Below are 21119 nucleotides of genomic sequence, written 5' to 3' on the forward strand. Positions count from 1 at the left end.
AATAAGGAATGAATTTAGTAAAACAGCTTGGGCAGTTTCCTGATGAAAAAAGAAAGGAATACTTCAGCACACTTCCCAATTATCTCAATGGAAAATTTCAGAATATACTGATCACTCCAGCTTTATTAGAAGGAGAAAGTATGACAAAAGCCCTCCTTAACAGTTTGTGTAAAGTAGAAAATACTTCTCCAAAATCTGCCCTTCCATTTGTTGTCACAGATTTGAAAAACCTTCCCCCGGAAGAAAACGTTTTGGTATGGTTCGGGCATAGCTCGTATTTTATACAAGTGGATGGAAAAAAAATACTGGTAGACCCTGTTTTCAGCGGAAACGCCTCACCCATGCCCGGATCTATAAAAGCATTTCAAGGAGCAGATTATTATAAACCGGAACATATGCCGGATATAGACTTTTTATTGATTTCCCACGATCATTGGGATCATCTGGATTATAAAACCGTACAGGAATTGAAAGACAGAGTAGGAAAAGTAATCTGTGGATTAGGAACAGGCCAGCATTTTGAATACTGGGGCTGGAAACCGGAAAAGATTATTGAAAAAAATTGGTGGGAAAGTGTAGATCTTGCCAGTGGATTCAAAATTACCCTTACTCCGGCAAGACATTTCTCCGGCAGACTTTTGAATAGAAATATCTCTCTCTGGACTTCATTTGTTTTAAAGACTCCAACCAAGAACCTGTTTTTAGGAGGAGACAGTGGGTATGGAAATCATTTTACTGAAATTGGTGAAAAGTATGGTCCATTTGACCTTGCAGTGATGGAATGCGGACAATACAACGAAAAATGGCCCTATATTCATACATTGCCGGATCAGCTAATCGGAGAAGTTAAAGAATTGAAAGCAAAAAACTTTATGCCGGTCCATCATTCAAAGTTCAAACTGTCTCAGCATGCATGGTTTGAGCCGGTAGAGCTGGCCGCTAAAAATGCAGAAGATAACAATCAGCCAATTACCTTACCTGTTATCGGTGAAAAAGTAGATCTGGATCAGTTGGGCAATGTAACCTGGAAAAAATGGTGGGAAGAATATTGGTAAGAATGAATAGGGTACTGATTTTAAATAAAGATCCTGTCATTCTGAATGAAGCATCTCTTTCCAGTTTCCAGTTATTCTACTCAAAGTAAAAACAAGTAGCGTTGGCCTAATCAATAAAATTGAAACCTGCCCATATGGAGCAGGTTTTTCTTATGATCAAAAAAATAATCACTACTGAGGTTCCTTGTGGGCGGGATCATTAGTATGAATAATGTCGTAAAATACAGTTGGCTGGGCTGCGTCAGGGGTGATTCTATAAGTGAATGTAGTTTCGTTCAGAACCAAAATTTCTACGGTACGGGTAAAAAGTACATTACCGTTAGCATCTAAAGCAACAAGTGTTCTTGTCTTCCCATCAGGAGAAATTGACCATGTTCCCTGAGATCTAAGAACATCATTTAATCCAAAGATTTTAAAAGTTCCGTTGGCTTTGAAGTAAGAATATCCTACATAACCAGCCACCGCGGAATTATCTAAAGCTACATTGGCTCCACTGTTATCTTTAGCACCTGTAGTCTTCCATGGGGTAGAAGCTAATGTAAGTTGTCCGTTTTTAGGTTCAGCATGAGGAGTTCTCGTATGGATGATGTCATAATATACAGATAGATCGGCAGCATTAGGACGAATTCTGTATGTAAATTCATTTCTGTTTAAAACAAGAATTTCAACATCACGTGTGAAAATGGTTGTTGCATCCGGGTTTAACGCTGTAATAGTTCTCGTTTTCCCCTGAGCATCTACAGACCATGTTCCCCTTGATCTCAAAACATCAGTCAAGCTGTAAATAGCAAAGTTTCCGTCCGCTTTAAAGTAAGCAAATCCTACATAACCTGCTACGCTAGAGTCTGTTAATGCTACGTTACTGCCGTTTTTATCCTTAGCTCCTGTCGTTTCCCAGGGAGTAGAAGATAGAACCTGTGAGGGAGTCTGTTGTTCAATAACAATTTCGTTATCATCGCTTGAACATGAAATGAAAGAAGCAGATAAAAGTATCGCTGCAGACAGATAACATAATTTTTTCAGGGTATTCATAAAGGTATTTTTAAGTCTTTGCAAACTTATCCTTATTAAATATTAAAATCTTTGTATGAAATATCTCTTTTGTTGTAAAAAATATAACCGATAAAGTGTTAAGTTGAATGAAATGAAATTACCAGCCTGTTACCAATAGATTTCTCGCTGCTTTGATACTGCATTTTTGATATGTTGAATAGGCTAATGCTGCCCGGCTTCTGACTTGTTCAGCCGATTCATTGTTGATGTATCCTGTTAAAGCATCATGAAGAATATAGGCTTCAGGAGCCATCAGATGACTTGTCCATACCAATGGATTAGCCTTGGTTTCCTGTAATAATGGTGAATCTTTTACTGTAACAGGCTAAAATAATACAGTCTCTTGTCTGTTTATCCATATTTTTAAAAGATTCTGATAACTGAAAATCCATCAATCCATCATGTCCTACATAAGAATATAGCCACTTTAGATTTTATCTCCCACAGATCCCACAGGTTTTACATATGGTTGTAGAAAGATCTGCGTGATCGGTAAAATCTGTGAGAGATTTACCTTTAAAAAATTCTATTTTTGAGTATGAATAATAGAAACCGCGGAAAAAACACAGGTGATGACACTCTGTTCGGTCCAGAAAAGCAGATCAGCAAGCTGAAGCTGGCAGTTCAGGATATGCAGTATCTTTTGACAAGAGGGTATGCGGAAAAAGCAGCATCTGACCTTGTAGGAAACAGATATAGATTAAAAACACGACAGATACAGGTGATTCGTGGAGCCTCAGCATCTGATGGACAAATTCATAACAGAAGACTGAAACAATTGAATCTTTCAGATCTGAAATATAAACCAGTATACCTGGATGGATTCAATGTGCTGATTCTATTGGAAAGTCTGTTGTCGGAAGCCTATATTTTTGAAGGGGTGGACGGTTGTTTTCGGGATCTTTCCGGAGTTCATGGAACATATAAACGGGTAAATCAAACAGAAAGAGCGATAGAACTTGTTGCTGCATTTTTTCAAAAAGCTCAGGTTCAGAAATTAATGTGGATTTTTGATCAGCCGGTTTCCAATAGTGGAAGAATTAAACAGCTTGTACTTGATTTTGCTGGGGAAAATAAGATTAATTGGGAAGTTGAATTACAGTACAGTCCGGATAAATTCCTGGCAGACAGTTCCGGGATTATTATTTCCTCGGATGCCTGGATTCTGGATCACTGTAAAGAATGGTTTAATCTTATCGGCTATCTTATTAAAGAAGAAAGCCAGTTCGTTAATCTTATACAATGTTATGATGAATAATTTTGAACAATATATGGTGTTGATTTCAGAGGGCTGGAAGGAAAAATATCAGGCTATTTTAACAGAAGAACATTTACAAAGTCTGTCACTAAACATTCAACAATATCAGGCTAAAACTTTGGAATGCAATCTCCCTTATTTTAATGAAGAAGTTAAGATTAACAGGGATGAAATCTTTAATCAATTTATCAACATTTTTAATAATAATGATTCTGATGAGGATAAAGCAAAACAGCTGGAAGCAATTCCGTTTGAAGACTGGCTTATTGTCTTAGGTCAAAGGTTAACTTCTGCAAGTATTCGTGACGAAAATGCAATTCCACCACTGGCTTCTGTTTTGATTGAAGCTTGTCAGGAACCTTTTAATGAAGAAATTACTATTGCCCAACGTGCCTGGGAAAAACATACCGGAAGAATGGGCGATGATTTTTGGGGTGAAGTGAAAGGAAATACCTTGCAGAAACAAGAAAAGGTAATGCAGAAAATACATTATATCCTTGAAAATAAAACCTGGTGGAATGTTTTTTTTCATTATAAACATGGATTAGTTTTTGAAATAAGAGAAAAGGATGGTCACGGAATCCGATGGAGCCATGGAAGAGAAAAATTGATTGGTTTTCTAGAAAAATTTATCAATGAATAAAGAGGCTGGAAGTTACTTCTTTTAGCTCATATTTTTCAAGCTGATTAAGTCACTATTTTTTACTACGCAAAAAGATTGCGTTTCTTGTGAATAATTTTGCTTTGTATTCTTCTGGAAAAAAGTAATTCTGGAAGATCAATGAAATAAGAAATAATAACTTAATCAAAAATACCTGAATGATAAATAGTTACAGGTGCATAAATTTAAAAAAAATGAATACATACATTGATATTGGTATTAATTTGACCAATAAACAGTTTTACAATGAACACGAAGAAGTAATTAACCGCGCTATGGATAATGGAGTAGACTATATGATCCTTACCGGAACAAGTGTCCGTGGAAGTAAAGAATCCGCAGCTATTGCGGAAGACTATCCTGATATTTTATTTTCTACAGCGGGAATTCATCCCCATGATGCAAAATCTTTTAATCATGAAAGCACTCATGAGCTTAGAAAGCTGTTGAAGCAGGATCATGTCATTTCAGTAGGCGAATGTGGACTGGATTTTGATCGTGATTTTTCACCAAGACCCGTTCAGGAAAAATGCTATAGAGCTCAGCTGGAATTGGCAATTGAAGTGAATAAGCCTCTTTTTCTTCATGAAAGATCAGCTTTTAAAAGATTTAATGAAATTACGGATGATTATCTTTCTCAATTACCGAAAGCTGTTGTACACTGCTTTACAGGAACACTTGATGAAGCCAAAACTTATCTGGACAAAGGATTTTATCTGGGATTTACCGGAGCCATCAGTGATGAGAAAAGATTTAAACATTTGGAAGAGGTGATTCGTTATGTTCCTCTGGACAGAATGACGATTGAAACCGATGCGCCATTCATGCTTCCGAAGAATATGCCAAGGATGCAGAACAGAAGAAATGAACCCTCCTTTTTGCCCTATGTGGCACAAACTATTGCGCATTTGAAGAAGATCAGCATTGCTGAAGTAGCAGATGAAACTACAGGAACTGCCAGAAAATTTTTCAGACTATAAAAAAGAGCTCTACTGATTCAGTAAAGCTCTTTTTATTATAGTGTTGAAAGGGTGACCAGCAAATTTGCCTTTTATCCTTTTCTTATAAACTCTTGATTGCAGACTCCAGTGCTAATTCCATCATTGGTTTCAAAGCAGTTTCTCTTTCGTCGGCAGAAATTTTCTCATGAGTTGGGATAATATCAGTTACGGTAAGAATAGTAGCTGCATTTTTACCTAAGTGTTGAGCATTAGCAAATAATCCGAAAGCTTCCATTTCTACTGCAGGACAGTTATATCTTGTAGCAATTTCAGGAGTGTTTGGATCTTTTCTGTAGAAAATATCACTACTGTGGATATTGATCGCTTTAGCATCTATAGATAGCTCTTTAGAAGTTTCATTGATTGTATTGAAGATGTTTCCTTGGTGAGGAAGGATGTCTTCTTCAATTCCCCATGCATATTTAGCATAGGTGCTTTCGCTGGCAGCATTTTCAATATTTAAAATATCAAAAAGCTTAAGGTCTGTATTGTAAGCTCCACAAGTTCCGATTCTGATGATCGTGTCTACCTCATATTCTGTAAATAACTCAAAAGAATAGATTCCGATACTTGGGAATCCCATTCCACTAGCTCCTACAGTGATTTCTTTACCTTTGTAAAGACCTGTATAATAAAAGATACCTCTGGTTTTGCTTACCAGTTTTGCATTTTCTAAATAATTTTCAGCAATATACTGTGCACGAAGCGGATCCCCCGGCTGCAATACTACTTTAGCAATTTCTCCTTTTTTTGCACTGATGTGAATACTCATAATTTAATTTTGAATGGCACAAAGATAATAACTTTTATATTGACCTCATCATTATGATAAATGAAATGAGACAGGTGTTTTTATAAGAATATAATGGGTAAATAATTGTATATAAATGTTTTGTTTCTTGCTTTCCAGTCGGAGTTTTAGAATTTTTGTTTTTATCTTTTTCTTTGAAATAAAAAATAAAATAAGCCAATAGAGAACAAGGATAGAGTAACAGGGAGCGGATATACAATAGTTCAGTAGGCTACTTTTGCAATAGTAATCATATTAAAATTTTAAAGAATGAAAATAGAACATATTGCAATTTGGGTGAAAGACCTTGAAAAAGCTAGAACATTTTATCAAAAATATTTTGGAGCTGTTTCCAATGAAAAATATAATAATCCTATTAAAAATTTTGAATCTTATTTTCTCAGTTTCGAGAATGGCAGCCGACTTGAAATTATGACCAGGCCGGATCTTATAGAAAATGAAAACTCTTACGAATCCCAACACTTTGGAGTCATACATTTTGCATTCTCTGTAGGAAGCAAAGAAAAAGTAAACGAGCTTACAGAGACTTTAAGAAAAGAAGGATATACAGTTGCAGGAGAACCTAGAACAACAGGTGACGGATACTATGAAAGTGTTATCCTTGATCCGGAAAACAACATCATTGAAATAGTAGCCTAAACTTTCAATGCGAGGAGCGCTAGCGACCAAGCAATTCTCTCTTAGAAATCAGTATTATTGGATAGTACAAAGGCTCATTTAAATAATATATTGCTTTTAAGACGCTTGAAAATCAAAAATTTTCAGCAAGGATATCATATGCCACGAATTCACGAATTATTTTATTCGTGAATTCGTGGCAATTTATAAATTTTATCTACGATAAGATCCCGGTGCTTTAAAAGCATGTTGAAAGGAAAAAAATACCTCTTTGCGTTTTCCAATAGTACTCTTTTTCATCATTATTCATAAAGAAATACAATTTAATATCAATCCTCTATTTAAAAATTTTATTCTCAACGAAATAATTCTATTTTTGTTAGATGTTGGAAACCAAATCACCATTTTTAGATACCATATTTTTGCTGAGGAAGAATGAATGCATCACTCTTTTTTCCAGTATACAGACCATTTCCCAAAAAGAGGAAGCGGAAGCAGAAGTGTATTTTGAAACAGAATTTGAAAAAGAAAGACTGGAGTTTCTGTATGATCGGATAATCTGTAATAAAATAACGGCAGTTTGGGCGGCAAAAATACTGTATCATAGTGCCCAATTGTATCTAATAAGAGAAAATACGGCCAGCAATCTTGAGAATCTTATTCCAGCATATAAAGGGCCAAGAGATGTGTCTTCTATTTTGTCTGCCGATTTATCATTGAGATTTCTACCCGAGGTGATCGTGGCTCTGAATTCAGTAGATCCCGAAGATCCACTCATTAAAATGCTTGAAGATATTCTGACAGAATTTCATTATTCAGCAATAGGGTATGATCTTGATCTGGAGGTGGTAAACTGGCAAGAAGAGCTGAAAGATAGAACATACCGGAAATTATATCTGGAAAGAATTGTAGACAAGAAAGATTATAAACTGGCGGAAATTCCGTTCATCAATACATTGCTTATTGCAGAGTTTGGGATGCATAAAGAAGCATTCTGGAGAGAATTAAAAATAATAACTGAAGAAAATCAATGACGCAGAATATCAATAAACTCAATACGGTTCTGAACTACGTAAAAAATACCTTTGTCGGTAAAGATGATGTGGTAGATTTACTGGGAATCTGTCTCTTGGCAAGAGAGAATGTCTTTTTGTATGGTCCTCCGGGAACTGCAAAATCAGCTATAGTAAGAACATTGGCAAAAACGGTAACAGACGGAAAGAACTTTGAATATCTATTAACCCGTTTCACAGAACCGAATGAAATATTCGGTCCTTTTGATATCAGAAAATTAAAAGAAGGAGAACTGCTTACCAATACGGAAGGAATGATGCCTGAAGCCTCGATGGTGTTCCTGGATGAGATCTTCAACGCCAATTCTGCTATTTTGAATTCACTTTTGATGGCCCTTAACGAAAAGATCTTCAAGAGAGGAAAAGAAACAAAGCATTTACCCGCTTTAATGTTTGTAGGAGCAAGTAATATTCTTCCGGAAGATGAAGCTTTGAATGCATTATTCGATCGCTTCCTGATTAGAATCAATGTTGATTATGTTCATCCGGAGCTTTTGCAACAAGTGCTTTTAGCAGGAAGAAAGCTGGAAAACGAAGAAGAAACAGAAGTCCCGGAAATTCATGCTAATGAGATCAGAGAACTTCAGAATCTGTGTAGAGCGATCGATTTAAAACCAATCTACGAAGTATATCTGAATACCATCATGAGCTTACGAAACACAGGAATTGCCATTTCAGACCGTAGAGCCGTTAAACTTCAGAACCTCATTGCTGCAAGTGCTCTGATTTGTGGAAGAAATGAAGCCGTTCTTTCAGATCTTTGGGTTTTAAAACATATATGGGATACAGAAGAGCAGATAGAAATTCTGGAAGGGATCATTAACAGAACCATTGAGAAAGACGATCATCCGCATTCTCATCCTCAAGCTATGCAGAATAAAACTCCTAACCCGGAAGAAGTAATGAAGGATGTAAAAATATTGGTTGATAAATGGAATCAGGGATCGCTAAGTTTTGAAGAGCAAAACGTAATCAAAGATAAACTGAGATACCTTCAGACACGCTGTGACTGGATCAGAAACCCTGAACAAAAGCAATACATTCAGCAAGAAATTGAAAGCTTATGGCAGAAAATTCTTCAGACGATATAAAAGAATTCTGGGCAGAACTATCCCGTACCGATGATGATTATCTAGGCTCTATACGAGACTGGAAGAACGTTCATGTTGCAACAGATGATGAAATTATATGGCTCAAAGGTTTCACTGAGGAACAGACATTGTCATCAGAAATTCATCAGCTGCCTAACTTTTTACTCTACGAGCTTCGGGATGGGCTTTTATTTAAAAAAGAAGCATTGGTTCCCAGTAAAAAGATGAGAACAGGATTGCTTTGGACACCCATTGATAAAGCATTACGCCTTACTTTTCCAGCTTCTAACCAAAACTATTTTGGGATTCGTGAAAAGATTCAGATCAGATTAAAAGAAAGTAAGGAAGAACATTCGGTTATTGCTTTGATAAGCGTAATTACAGAGGTCAAACAGAGTATTGTGACACTGCCAAAATTCAGATTGGATAAAATAGAATGGACTGTAATAGAAGAGAAAGTTCTTTTTTTAGGAACCCCACTATTAAGCCTGCCAGGAAAAACATATTGGACAAAAGACGGACACCTTTTGCCTTCCGGTTTTGATTTTGAATTTAAAAATCTGAGCAAGCTCTTACAACAGAAATATAATAAAATGTCAGATGGATGGCTTTTATGGGATGAGGAAGGGAATTATCTTGAAATAAAGAAAACAGATTTCCGACCATTATCTGTAAGTTCATTCCGTCTTACTGAAAAATCAAGAGAATGGAATTAAAGGCCTATTTCCAATCCTATGAAAACTACTTTTGGGAATGGAAAACTGATGAAGATGTTCCCGGAGACTCCGGATATAATGACAATAACCTCCTCTCCATCCCAGGAGTAGGAGCAATTGCTTATAGACCTTATATCATAGAAATTCTGAAAGACCTTCAGGATCAGGGATGGCCTCCGTTCGGTGCTTTGCTGATGGTTTTATATGCCATGCAAGATGGCTATACAGACTTTGCTGGTCCTTTAAGATATACTACAGATTTTTATAGCATGGGGAATTTTGAATTCAATGCTGAAAAAGAGATTGAATTTCTTGAAAAAATAAAGGCACTTCCTAAGGTTTACAAACAGAAGCAGAACAAAATCGTATTATTGCGGACTTTATTTAAAGATTGTCATAACAGAATATCTTCTGCAAATGCTGAAGCTCATTTAAGAATTTATTCCAAAAGACCTCAGGAATTAGCTGTAAGTGCAGAGAAACAAGATGCAGGACCATCCGTTTTGAATAAAGATCTCACGGCAATGGATCTCAATAAAAAATTTCCAACCGTACAATCCATCATTGAGGCCATGAAAGGGCTAATCGAAGAGCCAGAATTGATTGATGAGGTTGTAGAAGAGCAAGCTACTACAGATACAGACTTTATCAGAGAGCTGATAGAAGAACCCAAAACATTCCAGGTAGGAAGCTTAATCAAAAGAATCTGGAGCGGACTTAAAATTCCAATGCGCCACCTTTCTCCGGGAGAACAGCCTGTTGGAGGTATCTCAGATATGACCAATAAAGGAGACTTTCATAGAATGCTTTTGTCTGAGTTTGCGAATGAAGACGATTTATTTATGAGCCGCGTAGCCAATAATGAAGCATTATACATCCAAAGAGAGATACCGCCCGAAGAAAATATTTTTGAAAGAATTATTCTGATTGATACTTCCTTGAGAAACTGGGGAACTCCAAAAGTATTGGCATTTGCTTCAGCGATTGCGATAATTAAACATCCAAAAGCTCATTCAGAATGTAAAGTAATAGCATTGGGACAGACAGGTGTTGCTATTTCTCTGAATAAAGTGGAAGAGGTAGTTGAAAACCTTAATCAGGTCAGTCCGGTTTTGGAGGTTTCAGAAGCTTTAGATAATTTTTTTAACGAAGATTATCCTCAGAAAGATATTGAAGTATTTTTCATTACCCATCAGGAGAACTTTGAAGATGAAAAAATCCAGAAAGTAGTTCATCAAAATAGAGACAGGCTGAAGTTTTTGGTGGCTACTTCTTCAGAGGGAGAAATTAACTTTTATAAGCATCATAAAGGAGCACGGAAACACATCCAGAAAATAAAACTTCCCCTTCATGAGTTGTGGGCTAACCCACCACAGCAAAAAAGAAAAGAAAACAATTCTAATGGAAAGAAAACTGATCTTCCATTGAATTATCCGATCCTGTTCCCAACACCGGTTAATAAGATTGCCCAGTTTTTATACGAAGGAGAGTTTTTTATTCTGAGTTCAAAAAAACAATTGTTGAAAACTTATCTTTCTGATAATTATTACGACAGGCACACCTATGATTATTATAAAACATATCATGGTTGTGAAGTGATGATTGAAGATATTTCTGTAAAGCGAACAGGACAATTTGCCCTGGCAAAAAATAAACAGCAGCATTTTATCCTCTGCCAATATCAACCCTCCAGAAAATTAGTATCTAAACTTAATGTAAATACAAGAGAATATTCTGAGATCAATGTTACCGGATTGAATATTCCTGATGACTATGAACTGATTTATTTTGGGAAAAGCTTCTATCTTCACGAGTTTAACAATCCTTTACTTTATAAAATAAATATTGAAGGAAATACCTCTGTTGAGCCTTTGGATAATAAATACGATGATATAGATAAAAACACCACAAAAGTAAATACTGAAGTAGCCAAGTTAAACCGGAGTGGATTAAAAATTATCGGTAATTTTAATAAAATCGGTATTAATGCCCATGATAATCTGGTTTTTTCAGGATTTGAAATAAATAGTGTATATGAAAATACCCTGAATCTTTATAAAAACAGATATGATATTAAGATTTTTGCGGAACAGAATAAAAATAAATATACTTTCCCTGACGGAAGCGAGGTCATTGCAGATTCCCGAGGAATATTGACATTCAGAAGCAGTAACAAAGGAATTGAAGAGTTTTATATGCCTACTACAACATATGGCTTCTTAGCCATAGCTACCTATACAGAGTTTGGCGGATCAGAATATTATCTTCCGGAACATACGCTATTGAAGGTGAGAACAATGGACGAAATGTATAATCACTATGTAAAGCCGTTTATAGAGCAGATTTTGGATTATGGAGCTTAGAATAAAACCTTTCCCGAAAAATAAATACCCTAAAAAAGGACTTTTGATAAAAGGCTCTTCACCTTTGGTATGGCTTCAGGAAATGGAAACGTTAGGAATAGCACTTAATGGCGTGAAATCTTATGCTGTTCCAGCCAATAGTCCCAATGTATTGTATGGATGCTTTCTTGTATTTGATGATTATGCTCCGCAGGAAATTGGAAGAAATGCTTATTTCCAATGCGTAGATAATAAACTTTTTATTCCCGAAAACACAACATTGTATCCTAAGATCAATCCTGAAGACTGGGATACAGTAGAGGCAGGCTTTCTCATAATGCATCCTGAATTTGGATTGGTAAAACTGCTAGAAGAGATCAATTGGATTGAATTGATTCAGGATCCGGAGATCATAAAAGAAACCATCAAAAAACCTTTGAATGGAGTCAAAATTCCACAAATCATACAAAGCTATACGGTGGAAATCGATGAGGAAAAAATGCTTGAAGCATTACAGAATCCCCCAACCAAAGAAGAATGGATGAATAACCTGCCGTTTGATCTGAAGAAAGTAATGGCTGGAAACAAAAAAGAAATTGAAAAATATTTAAAATACATAGAAAAATACCCTGAAAGAGCTATAGAATTAGGAGTTCCTTTAGATATCATGGGTACTTCCAGGGGAGATGGATTTGGTAAATTTACCTGGTTGGAGGGGCTATTTGGAGGAGGAACGGATAGTAAACAGGAAAGTACCAATACCAGGAATTTCCGCAGAATATTCTGGGCCGTTATTGTCATTGCAATTGTTTTAAAAATAGCTTTACCATCCAATGAAAATAAGCCCCAGCAGGAAGAAAATAAGGTGTCCTCAGGAACTATTGTAACAGATGCTGTAAAAGCCCCTGCAGATATGATTGCTTTTCATTCAGGAGTCTCTGAAATAGATATGAAGATAGATTCTCTGTACTACAGTAAAAGGAAAAGCTTGTCCAATGAACTCCTGAACGCAGGAATGCAGGAAAGTAAGACAAAAAAAGAAAAAGAAGAATATAAAAGGGCAGGGGGAAGAGAAGTAAATGAAATAGGACACGATATTCAAAAGCTAAGTAATAAAGAGCAACAAAGCCGAGACTCTCTTAAAACCATTTATACAAGAGTTATAACCAAACATATTAAGGAAAGAAGTGAGGCGCTGAAACGGAAAATTTCAGATTCTTTAAAACAATACACCAAAGGAAAACCGGTAAATGGAGAGGTGGTGAAATATCTTTTAAAGAAAAAGCAGGTTCTGATGCAAGACTCTTTAGGAAAATTATACGGAACCATTGATATGACTGATAGGTCACCTCCATCTACCATTAAAGATTCTAAAGTAAAGGGAGTAGAATCAAGTAGTAACTCGATGAAGAAAGACACTCCTGTTTTCGATATATTATATATGGTGATTCTGATGATTGCAGCGGTTGGTTTGTATTCTTTCATGTTTAAAAATAAATCATTAAATCTTGGAGGAGATAATGTTCCGGGATGGGTGAAATTCTTTTTGATTGTGATTCTCGTAGCTATGTTGGTGTATCTGTTTTATCCTTTGGTTAAAATGTTTGGCTACAACTGGTTTGTATGGATACTTGCTATTGGGGTGATGCTACTGCTTTACCGTTTGTTCAGAGATGATAAAAGCATTTTAAAATCCGATGATGATGAATAAACAGAAATTTATAGACAAGTTCATGGCTGCTTTTGTCCTGCTGGCTATGTTTAAGATTATCGGAATCGTAGCCCAGCTGTTCCATGAAAGTTTTTGGAGCGTAGTCGGAAATTTAGTCATTTTTTTAATTGTGGCATTTATTCTGTTAATGGTCATTACTTCTTTAAAGGATAAAGAACAAAACAAACAGAATTCAGGAAGGGGAGGAGCTGGAGGAGGAAACTTCTATTTGGAAAATTCACTATTTGACAGGATTAGAAGTAAATATGAAGACCTTGCCCAAAAGTACCTTGCAGAAAAAGATTATAAAAAAGCGGCAAAAGTGTATATGAATTTACTTCAAGATTATTACAGAGGGGCAAAAGCATTGGAAGACGGTGGATTTTATAATGAGGCAGCAGCAGTATATCTTAAAAAACTTAAAAGTAAATCTGATGCAGCGAATTGTTATGAAAAGGCAAAGCAATATAAAAAAGCCATTGACCTGTACAAAGAAATGGAACAGAAAGAAAAAGTAGGTGATCTTTACAAAGAGATTAATGAGCTGAAAAATGCCCATATCTATTACCAGATGGTAGCGGATGATTATATAACCAATAATCAGATGGTGAAAGCTTCATTGGTATACCGTAAAAAAATGGAAAAGCCGGGAGATGCTCAAAAAGTATTATTAAAAGGCTGGGAAGAAGATAAAGATGCCTTCAATTGTCTCAATAATTACTTTGCGAATATCTCTGATACTAAAAAACTGGAAGCCGAAATCCAGGTTATGTATGAAAAAACTCCGGCCTATAAAAAACTCATCTATCTGGAAGCAATGAAGTATGAGTTTAAAAAAGACCTCAAAGTACAGTCTGTTACAAGAAGAATAGCTTATGAGATCGTTGCTGAAAAAGTAGAAAGCCGTTCAGAAATTGTTAACGAGTTGAAACATTTCAACCCTAAAGATGAAGTGATCCTTAAAGATATCTCAAGATTCAAGACCGGAAGAAATAAAATGTTTAGAAATTAAAGGATAAAAATAAAATGATAATACATTTAAATATATCCAATATAAATATGCAAGGTGAGCTATTCATGCAACTTGAAAAACTTGATGAAGAAATAGAGTAAAACTCTGTGTTTCAAAAACACATAATTCAGCCGTTAAAAGCAATCATAGAATCCTTTTTTTATTACTCTTCCATGTGAGAATTATAAAAAATAACAAAAAAGATTTATCTTTGCACCAGAAAATTATGACAATACAAAGAGCACATATCAATGCAGAACTATTCGAAAGTCCTTCTAATAAAGGATTATTAGGATATGATGAAGGGGTATGGAATGAGGCGAAATGTGCTGACTTTGGAAATTATTTACTATAAACTTGTAAAAAATTAATCAAAATACAGCAAAAACGCCTCGATTTTTCGAGGCGTTTTTTGTTTTTTAGGTCAGAAATTATTTAGAATGAAAAAAAATAACCATAAACATGAAAATTTTTTAATTAACAATGCAACTTTAATACAATAAAATAGAGTGATAAGTAACCCGATGAGAGACAGTCATTTAGGTAATTAAGATATCTGCAAAAGATTGCGGACAGAAATCGCTTATTCTTAATTTTGCATGTAATTAACTGATTATCAATAATTTAATTTTAAAATTTATTTGCAGATTCCAAAAAATCATATTTACTTTGCAACCGAAAATTGAAAGCAACAGGTTTTCAGGATTCAACAAAAAATAATTTAGAAACAAACAAAAATAAAATGAAACAATTTCATAACATACTCAATCAATATTCAAGACTATTCGGACAGGAGCCGACAGGGACAGTGTGTGCTTATGATTGTGAATTTGTGGATAAAAGGTGCTTATATACGTGGGTCAGCTAATGATCTTTCACGTTAAAAAATATGAAGCGCCTCCCGAAAAGAGGCGCTTTTTTTTATGGTTTCTTTAGCTTATTTGGTAAAGCGCCGGTCTGTGGAACCGGAGAACAGGGTTCGATCCCCGAAGATACCCAAAATATAAAATCTCATAGCTCAAATGGTTAGAGCACCGGTCTTTTAAACCGGGGGTTGAAAGTTCAAATCTTTCTGGGATTACCAAACGGTTCCGTAGCTCAACCGGATAGAGCATGGGTTTTCTAAACCCAGGGTTAGAGGTTCGAATCCTTTCGGAATCACAAAATGGTCTATTGAGGTAATGGTAACCTGCCCGACTGTCTCTTGGGCACTGCGAGTTCGATTCTCGCATAGACCGCAAAGATTCGTAGAAAGTTTTGCTCCGGCTGTCTCCCGGAAAAGAATTGAAGTGAATCTGTAAAACTGGAAAGATAACGGTGGTTGTTTACCCGTCTTGGACGCGGGAGGTCGCAAGTTCGAATCTTGCTTTCCAGACGAAATGATAAGTAATAAATAATGAGTAATAAGCAATAATGCATAGAAAGGAGTTTTCAATATTACTCATCACCAATTACTCATTACTCATAAAACCGCTGCGGGAATGGTGGAACGGTAGACACACTTGATTTAGGATCAAGGCGCTGAGGGTTCGAATCCCTCTTCCCGTACAAAAGATTTTGTAGCTCAATGGTAGAGCGCTGGTCTGTTAAACCAGAAGTTGGAAGTTCGAATCTTCCCGGAATCGCAGTAACTAAATGTTAATTGTTTCAGGAGAAAAATAAAGTTTGTCAAGAGCAGAAGATCTTTACATCAAAAAAACACAAGAAAATACAGACAAACTTTTTTCTTTCTCAATAATACAGTTACAAGTGAAAGAAAAATATGATTAATACAATTTTAGGTAAAAATAAAGTCTGTCAAGCGCAGAAGTTCTTATATCAAGCAAAAATATAGACAGACTTTGTTTTTTTGAATAATAAACATCAAAAATTATTCATTACCTGTTGCTTATTCCTCATGTTAAAATCTGATGGTTCGCCGAAGTGGAAGAGTCGGGGCGGTCTGCAAAACCGTTGCGTAAGCTGAGTGGGTTTGAATCCCATAACCATCTCAATGTAAAGCTGGAAATTGTAATGTTAGAAGATGATCCATCAACTATCATTCATTAATTATAGCTAAAAATATCCTTTATTAAGAAAAGAAAATGTCTGTCAAGCGCAGAAGATCTTTAAGCCAAAACACAAAATACAGACAGGCTTTTTCTTTTTATAAGTAATGGGCAATAAGCAATGAATGATAAATTAGCCATCATCAATTACTCATTACTCATAAAGAAATCCGGAAGTACGCCGAAGTTGGAGAGTCGGGGCAGACTGTAAATCTGTTGCTTCATTGCTGAGTAGGTTCGAATCCTACTACTTCCACCCAACCGCTGATAATGTAATGGCAGCATGCAGGAAATGTACTCTTGTTGTTTAGGTTCGATTCCTAGTCAGTAGGTCAAAAAGAAGAAAATATTAAATGCTCAATATAATTTTCGAAAGAAAGGCTTGTCAAGCGTAGAAGATCTTTTTGTTAAGCAAATTTAAAGACAAGCTTATTCTTTTTATAATGGATGATGGGCAATAAGTAATTAATAATATAAAATAGTATCACTTACCCATTGCTTATAAAAACGCTCTATTCGTCTAACGGTAAGGACGCCTGCCTTTCGAGCAGAAAACAAGGGTTCGATTCCCTTATAGAGTACTGAATGTGAATGACTGGTCAATACATAATTGATATAATACCATGAAAGTTCAGATTTAAAAAAATATTGGCCAGTTGCCATTCACACAAAATGAAGAAAAGAGAAAAGGTTTGTCAAGCGTAGAAGATCTTTAGTCAATAAAAACAGACAACCTTTTACTTTTTATAATGAACAATAAGTAATGAACAATAAGTAATGAATGATAGAAAAGTAGTTTTCATCATTACTCATCACTAATTACTTATTACTCATAAAATAGGGAAGAGTGGTGTACTTGGTGTGCACGTTAGTCTGAAAAACTAAAGGTACAGGTTCAATTCCTGTCTGTTCCGCAAGAACATGAACGATAAGTAATATAATGAGTGATCTTTGATACTTGATTGTTTTTAAACATTCCTCATTATCCATTACTTATTGCTCATGAATTAATCTGATTCATAGTGTAATTGGTCAGCACACAAGATTTTGATTCTTGGAGTTTAGGTTCGAGTCCTAATGAATTAACAACATTTACTCTGATATTGTAATGGTAGCATCTCAGTCTCCAAAACTGATGGTATTGGTTCGAGTCCAGTTCGGAGTGCAACAAGTAAACAGTGAACTTTGCCAGGCAAGTGAATTTTTAAAATTAGCTGCAAAGTGGATTAACTGTTTACAAATTAATTATCAACAATCATTTATCAATTATAAATTAAAGTATGTAAAAAAATGGAAACGCAACAACAAACATGGCAGAATATGAAAGGAAAATTTTTCCAACATTCTATCACACAGCTGGTAGAAGAAGCCATTATTCGCGAACAGGCAAACGGACATCGTCTGAAAGTATGTGTGGGATCAGACTCTCACGTATATGGAGAAGCTATTAATTATGCTACGGCAGTAGTATTTATTCGTGAAGGAAAAGGAGCGTTTACCTTTATCAGAAAAGAAAGAGAAATACAGACCATCAGTATTAAAGAGCGAATGCTGAATGAAGTCAACAAATCTGTTGAAATTGCTTACGCAATTTGTTCTGTATTGGATACTTATGGAGTAGAAATGGAGGTACACGCAGACATCAATACCGATCCTGATTTTAAATCCAATGCAGCATTAAAAGATGCAATGGGATACATTCTGGGAATGGGATATGTGTTTAAAGCAAAACCTTTTGCCTTCGCAAGTTCCAACTGTGCTGATATGATGGTATAATATGAGGCTGGAAGCAGGAGTTTTAACATTATACTATTAACTTCCTGATCTATCTTCCATCCTAAATAATAAAGATTAAAACTATTACCCATGTATTTCTTAATTCAGTCGAATATATATTCAGATCCGGACCATTATAAAATTTTTGATGCGCTGGAAGAATTAAATATTGAATATAAGGCCATTAATATTCAGCCAACGGCTGATAAGGTAGATTTTGAGACAGATCGAAAAGATATTTTTGTGTATGGTTCTGTGACCATTGCAAGGCTGGCCAAAAAGAAATCAGATTGGTATCCAGGTTCTTTTTACGGAGGTAGTCATTTATATGAGATCTATTCTCAATATTATGGTGAAAACCTTTTGAATGATAAGATTTCTGTTCATACAATTTCAGAAGAATTGTTATGGGAAAAAGATGAAGAAAAATTTATCAAACCTTATCATGAAGCGAAAATTTTTACAGGAAAGGTTTTTACTGAATCAGAATGGAAGGATTTCGTTTTTGAAAGATTAGAAAATCAAAGTAATAGGATTACAGCAGATTCTTTAATCCAGGTTTCTAAAGCAAAGCAAACCCTAAAAGAAGCAAGACTTTGGATCGTTGGTGGGCAAATTGTTGATAGTGGTTATTATAAACTTAATGATAATGTTCCTTTCGAAGAAAATGTTTCAAGGGACGGATTAGGTTTTGCTAAAGAAATGATTCAGTTGTTTAACCTTGCAGAAGCTTTTGTAATGGATATTTGTTTAACGGATGAAGGTTGGAAAATTGTTGAAATAAATTGCATCAACAGTTCCGGATTTTATCCCAATACTAACGTGAAAAGTGTAATCAAAGCATTGAATATCTACTTTTCCAATTAAAAAATAAACCATAGAAATGACCAAAAGACTATTATTTCTGGATGATATACGATATCCGATTGAGGCATATCGTTATACCAAACAGGATATTTTTCTCAGAAGAGATTGGCATATCGTTCGAAATTACGATCAGTTTGTCAACAGAATCCTGGAAAAGGGACTTCCGGAAATGATTTCTTTTGACCATGACCTTGCAGATGAACATTATCTGAAAACAGATACCGGTGAATTTGTGGAAAAAACAGGCTACGATTGTGCAAAATGGCTGATAGAATATTGTATGGATCATTATTTAGACCTACCCAAATTCTACTGTCATTCCATGAATACTGTAGGAAAGGAGAATATTGAACGACTTTTAAAAAACTTTAAAAAATTGTAATGGACATTTTCAGATATATCCAGAAGATTAGAAATCATCTCAGCCTCAGTTTTAATGAGGTTGACGGATGGTTTGATAAAGATGGTACAACCCTGAACTATCAGCCATCAAATGGAGGCTGGTCAGTTCAACAGATTTTAGAGCATATCTATCTTACGAATTTTTATTTGCTGATCCTTATTGAAAAAGGCTCAAAAAAGGCAATGCGAAATTCTTTAGAACTCGACCTGGAATCTGAAATTAAAAACTACAGTTTCAACAAAGAAAATTTTGAAAAAGTAGGGGAATATGGTGCTTTTGAATGGATCAGACCTGAACACATGGAGCCTAAAGGAGAACGAAGTTTAAGAGAGATCAGAAACCTGATTACTCAACAGTATTATCAATGTCAGAATTACCTGGATTTGATGAAAAATGGCGAAGGAGTTCTCTATAAAACGACCATGAGCGTGAATAATCTGGGCAAGATCAATGTCGATGAGTACATTTATTTTCTCTCACTCCATGCACAAAGACATATTACCCAAATGGGAAATAACCAATCAGAAATGATTAAAAACTAAAAAAATGATTTTCAAAACATATAACTCTATAGAAAATGCTTACCAAACCCGCATGATCGATCAGATCAGGTTGCAGGGCTTTGGGGATGAGGTTTTCATCGTGCAGGAAAAAGTTCACGGTGCTAATTTCTCTTTCTTTACCGACGGAAAGGAAATTAAGATCGCAAAAAGAACAGCTTTCATTGAAAAAGAAGAAAAATTTTACAATGCACATCAGATTTTGGAACAATACAGAAAAAATGTAATTAATTTATTTCAAAAAGTGAAAACAATATACCCGAATGTTGAGACAGTAGTCATCTACGGTGAATTATTCGGTGGAAGTTACAATCATAAAGAAGTAGAACCAGTAGAAAATGCGATAAAAGTGCAAAAAGGAATTGAATATGCACCTTACAACGATTTTTATGCATTTGACATTAAGTTGAATGGAGTCACTTATTTGGATACAGATATCATCAACTCAATTTTTGAGAAGACCGGATTTTTCTATGCTAAAACTTTGTTTGAAGGAACTTTAGAAGAAGCTTTAAGATTCCCGAATGTTTTCAATTCTAAAATCCCAACCTGGTTAGGATTACCGGAAATGAACAACATGTGTGAAGGAACCATTATTAAGACCCTAAAAACTAAATATTTCGGAAACGGAGCCAGAGTCATTCTAAAAAATAAGAATGAAAAATGGATTGAAAAATCTAAAATGGTAAAAAAAGAGAGAAAAGCTACTCAAAAACAGGTTGATTTTAGTGAAACGGCTCAAAATATCTGGGGGGAGATTCAACAATATGTAACAGCAAACAGATTGAATAATGTCGTGAGCAAAATTGGTGAATTTGAACCCAAAATGATAGGGAAAGTAATAGACCTTTTTGCACAGGATATTTTAGAAGATTTTGAAAAAGATTTTCCAGCTGTTTTCACAACCATAGAAAAAGATGAGCATAAAAGGATCAACAAAAAGTTGAACTCTTTAGTCATTGATTGTATAAAAGAAGAGTTAATGACTCTTAAAGTCTAATTTCGGTGATGTATTACCGAAACTTTTTTATGTATAATATAACCACAAGCCCAGAGGAATACT

At 35.3% G+C, this 21119-nt stretch carries 20 protein-coding genes and 13 tRNA genes; 30 read left to right on the top strand and 3 right to left on the bottom strand.

Translation table 11 applies throughout. The features are described from left to right. The first annotated feature begins 8 nt into the window (after positions 1-8). Positions 9-1055: an MBL fold metallo-hydrolase gene (locus tag EL260_RS04785; RefSeq protein WP_123859089.1), complete on the top strand. Its 1047-nt coding sequence runs from the start codon at positions 9-11 to the stop codon at positions 1053-1055. A gap of 171 nt (positions 1056-1226) precedes the next feature. Here the strand turns inward: EL260_RS04785 and EL260_RS25815 are convergent, their stop codons facing one another. After that, on the bottom strand, positions 1227-2087 hold the full coding sequence (locus tag EL260_RS25815) for a DUF4822 domain-containing protein (RefSeq protein WP_198418058.1): 861 nt from the start codon (positions 2085-2087) through the stop codon (positions 1227-1229). A gap of 118 nt (positions 2088-2205) precedes the next feature. Further along, positions 2206-2382 (bottom strand): hypothetical protein, encoded by a 177-nt coding sequence (locus tag EL260_RS25890; protein WP_228445313.1) that lies wholly within the window; start codon positions 2380-2382, stop codon positions 2206-2208. Between the two features lie 264 nt (positions 2383-2646). Here EL260_RS25890 and EL260_RS04800 point away from each other — a divergent pair, with 264 nt between their 5' ends. The 3 genes from EL260_RS04800 (at position 2647) to EL260_RS04810 (ending at position 5007) form a co-directional block, all read left to right on the top strand. Beyond that, positions 2647-3366, top strand: a complete 720-nt coding sequence (locus EL260_RS04800; protein ID WP_123859090.1) for a DUF434 domain-containing protein — start codon at positions 2647-2649, stop codon at positions 3364-3366. Continuing rightward, positions 3356-4009 carry a hypothetical protein gene (locus EL260_RS04805; protein ID WP_228445315.1) on the top strand — a complete coding sequence of 218 codons (654 nt, stop codon included), beginning with the start codon at positions 3356-3358 and terminating at the stop codon, positions 4007-4009. Before EL260_RS04800 ends, EL260_RS04805 begins: the two co-directional genes overlap by 11 nt. 212 nt (positions 4010-4221) lie before the next feature. Continuing rightward, a complete protein-coding gene (locus tag EL260_RS04810; RefSeq protein WP_123859091.1) occupies positions 4222-5007 on the top strand; it encodes a TatD family hydrolase in 786 nt (261 codons plus the stop codon). A gap of 82 nt (positions 5008-5089) precedes the next feature. Here EL260_RS04810 and deoD read toward each other — a convergent pair whose 3' ends face one another. Continuing rightward, positions 5090-5800, bottom strand: coding sequence for a purine-nucleoside phosphorylase (deoD, locus tag EL260_RS04815; protein WP_123859092.1), 711 nt, complete (start codon positions 5798-5800; stop codon positions 5090-5092). 288 nt (positions 5801-6088) lie between these two features. Here deoD and EL260_RS04820 point away from each other — a divergent pair, with 288 nt between their 5' ends. The 26 genes from EL260_RS04820 (at position 6089) to EL260_RS04925 (ending at position 21056) form a co-directional block, all read left to right on the top strand. Further along, a complete protein-coding gene (locus EL260_RS04820) occupies positions 6089-6478 on the top strand; it encodes a VOC family protein (RefSeq protein WP_123859093.1) in 390 nt (129 codons plus the stop codon). A gap of 362 nt (positions 6479-6840) precedes the next feature. Then, positions 6841-7491, top strand: a complete 651-nt coding sequence (locus EL260_RS04825; protein ID WP_228445317.1) for a hypothetical protein — start codon at positions 6841-6843, stop codon at positions 7489-7491. Further along, complete coding sequence (locus EL260_RS04830) at positions 7488-8621, top strand: AAA family ATPase (RefSeq protein WP_123859094.1); 1134 nt, start codon at positions 7488-7490, stop codon at positions 8619-8621. Before EL260_RS04825 ends, EL260_RS04830 begins: the two co-directional genes overlap by 4 nt. Continuing rightward, on the top strand, positions 8594-9337 hold the full coding sequence (locus tag EL260_RS04835; RefSeq protein ID WP_123859095.1) for a hypothetical protein: 744 nt from the start codon (positions 8594-8596) through the stop codon (positions 9335-9337). Before EL260_RS04830 ends, EL260_RS04835 begins: the two co-directional genes overlap by 28 nt. After that, positions 9328-11700, top strand: coding sequence for a hypothetical protein (locus EL260_RS04840; protein WP_123859096.1), 2373 nt, complete (start codon positions 9328-9330; stop codon positions 11698-11700). Before EL260_RS04835 ends, EL260_RS04840 begins: the two co-directional genes overlap by 10 nt. Next, positions 11690-13390 (top strand): APC family permease, encoded by a 1701-nt coding sequence (locus EL260_RS04845; RefSeq protein ID WP_123859097.1) that lies wholly within the window; start codon positions 11690-11692, stop codon positions 13388-13390. The genes EL260_RS04840 and EL260_RS04845 overlap by 11 nt, the downstream gene beginning before the upstream one ends. Continuing rightward, positions 13383-14402, top strand: coding sequence for a soluble NSF attachment family protein (locus EL260_RS04850; RefSeq protein WP_123859098.1), 1020 nt, complete (start codon positions 13383-13385; stop codon positions 14400-14402). The genes EL260_RS04845 and EL260_RS04850 overlap by 8 nt, the downstream gene beginning before the upstream one ends. A gap of 226 nt (positions 14403-14628) precedes the next feature. Continuing rightward, positions 14629-14757, top strand: coding sequence for a penicillin-binding protein (locus EL260_RS04855; protein ID WP_164464399.1), 129 nt, complete (start codon positions 14629-14631; stop codon positions 14755-14757). Positions 14758-15327: 570 nt separating this feature from the next. Then, positions 15328-15400: transfer RNA gene (locus tag EL260_RS04860), tRNA-His, on the top strand. 9 nt (positions 15401-15409) lie between these two features. After that, a tRNA-Lys gene (locus EL260_RS04865) sits at positions 15410-15486 on the top strand. Positions 15487-15489: 3 nt separating this feature from the next. Continuing rightward, positions 15490-15563: transfer RNA gene (locus EL260_RS04870), tRNA-Arg, on the top strand. Positions 15564-15569: 6 nt separating this feature from the next. Continuing rightward, a tRNA-Asp gene (locus tag EL260_RS25340) sits at positions 15570-15640 on the top strand. Positions 15641-15705: 65 nt separating this feature from the next. Continuing rightward, positions 15706-15777, top strand: a tRNA-Pro gene (locus EL260_RS25345). A 100-nt stretch (positions 15778-15877) separates the two neighbouring features. Beyond that, a tRNA-Leu gene (locus EL260_RS04875) sits at positions 15878-15950 on the top strand. A gap of 5 nt (positions 15951-15955) precedes the next feature. Beyond that, a tRNA-Asn gene (locus EL260_RS04880) sits at positions 15956-16027 on the top strand. A gap of 284 nt (positions 16028-16311) precedes the next feature. After that, positions 16312-16393: transfer RNA gene (locus EL260_RS25350), tRNA-Cys, on the top strand. 229 nt (positions 16394-16622) lie between these two features. Next, positions 16623-16706 (top strand) — tRNA-Tyr (locus EL260_RS25355). 253 nt (positions 16707-16959) lie between these two features. Continuing rightward, positions 16960-17031 (top strand) — tRNA-Glu (locus EL260_RS04885). 260 nt (positions 17032-17291) lie between these two features. Continuing rightward, a tRNA-Phe gene (locus EL260_RS04890) sits at positions 17292-17364 on the top strand. 99 nt (positions 17365-17463) lie between these two features. Continuing rightward, a tRNA-Gln gene (locus tag EL260_RS04895) sits at positions 17464-17536 on the top strand. Between the two features lie 8 nt (positions 17537-17544). Next, positions 17545-17615 (top strand) — tRNA-Trp (locus tag EL260_RS04900). Positions 17616-17740: 125 nt separating this feature from the next. Then, the gene (locus EL260_RS04905; protein ID WP_123859100.1) at positions 17741-18226 is read left to right on the top strand and encodes a ribonuclease H-like YkuK family protein; all 486 of its coding nucleotides are present in this window, start codon (positions 17741-17743) and stop codon (positions 18224-18226) included. Between the two features lie 90 nt (positions 18227-18316). Then, on the top strand, positions 18317-19093 hold the full coding sequence (locus EL260_RS04910) for an ATP-grasp domain-containing protein (RefSeq protein ID WP_123859101.1): 777 nt from the start codon (positions 18317-18319) through the stop codon (positions 19091-19093). Between the two features lie 16 nt (positions 19094-19109). Then, the gene (locus EL260_RS04915; protein WP_394343538.1) at positions 19110-19475 is read left to right on the top strand and encodes a cyclic-phosphate processing receiver domain-containing protein; all 366 of its coding nucleotides are present in this window, start codon (positions 19110-19112) and stop codon (positions 19473-19475) included. Then, a complete protein-coding gene (locus tag EL260_RS04920) occupies positions 19475-20038 on the top strand; it encodes a DinB family protein (protein WP_123859103.1) in 564 nt (187 codons plus the stop codon). The genes EL260_RS04915 and EL260_RS04920 overlap by 1 nt, the downstream gene beginning before the upstream one ends. Positions 20039-20042: 4 nt before the next feature. Further along, positions 20043-21056 (top strand): RNA ligase, Rnl2 family, encoded by a 1014-nt coding sequence (locus tag EL260_RS04925; protein ID WP_123859104.1) that lies wholly within the window; start codon positions 20043-20045, stop codon positions 21054-21056. Positions 21057-21119 lie beyond the last annotated feature (63 nt).

Origin of the sequence: Chryseobacterium nakagawai (assembly GCF_900637665.1) — a bacterium.
GTDB classification, from domain to species: Bacteria; Bacteroidota; Bacteroidia; order Flavobacteriales; family Weeksellaceae; genus Chryseobacterium; species Chryseobacterium nakagawai.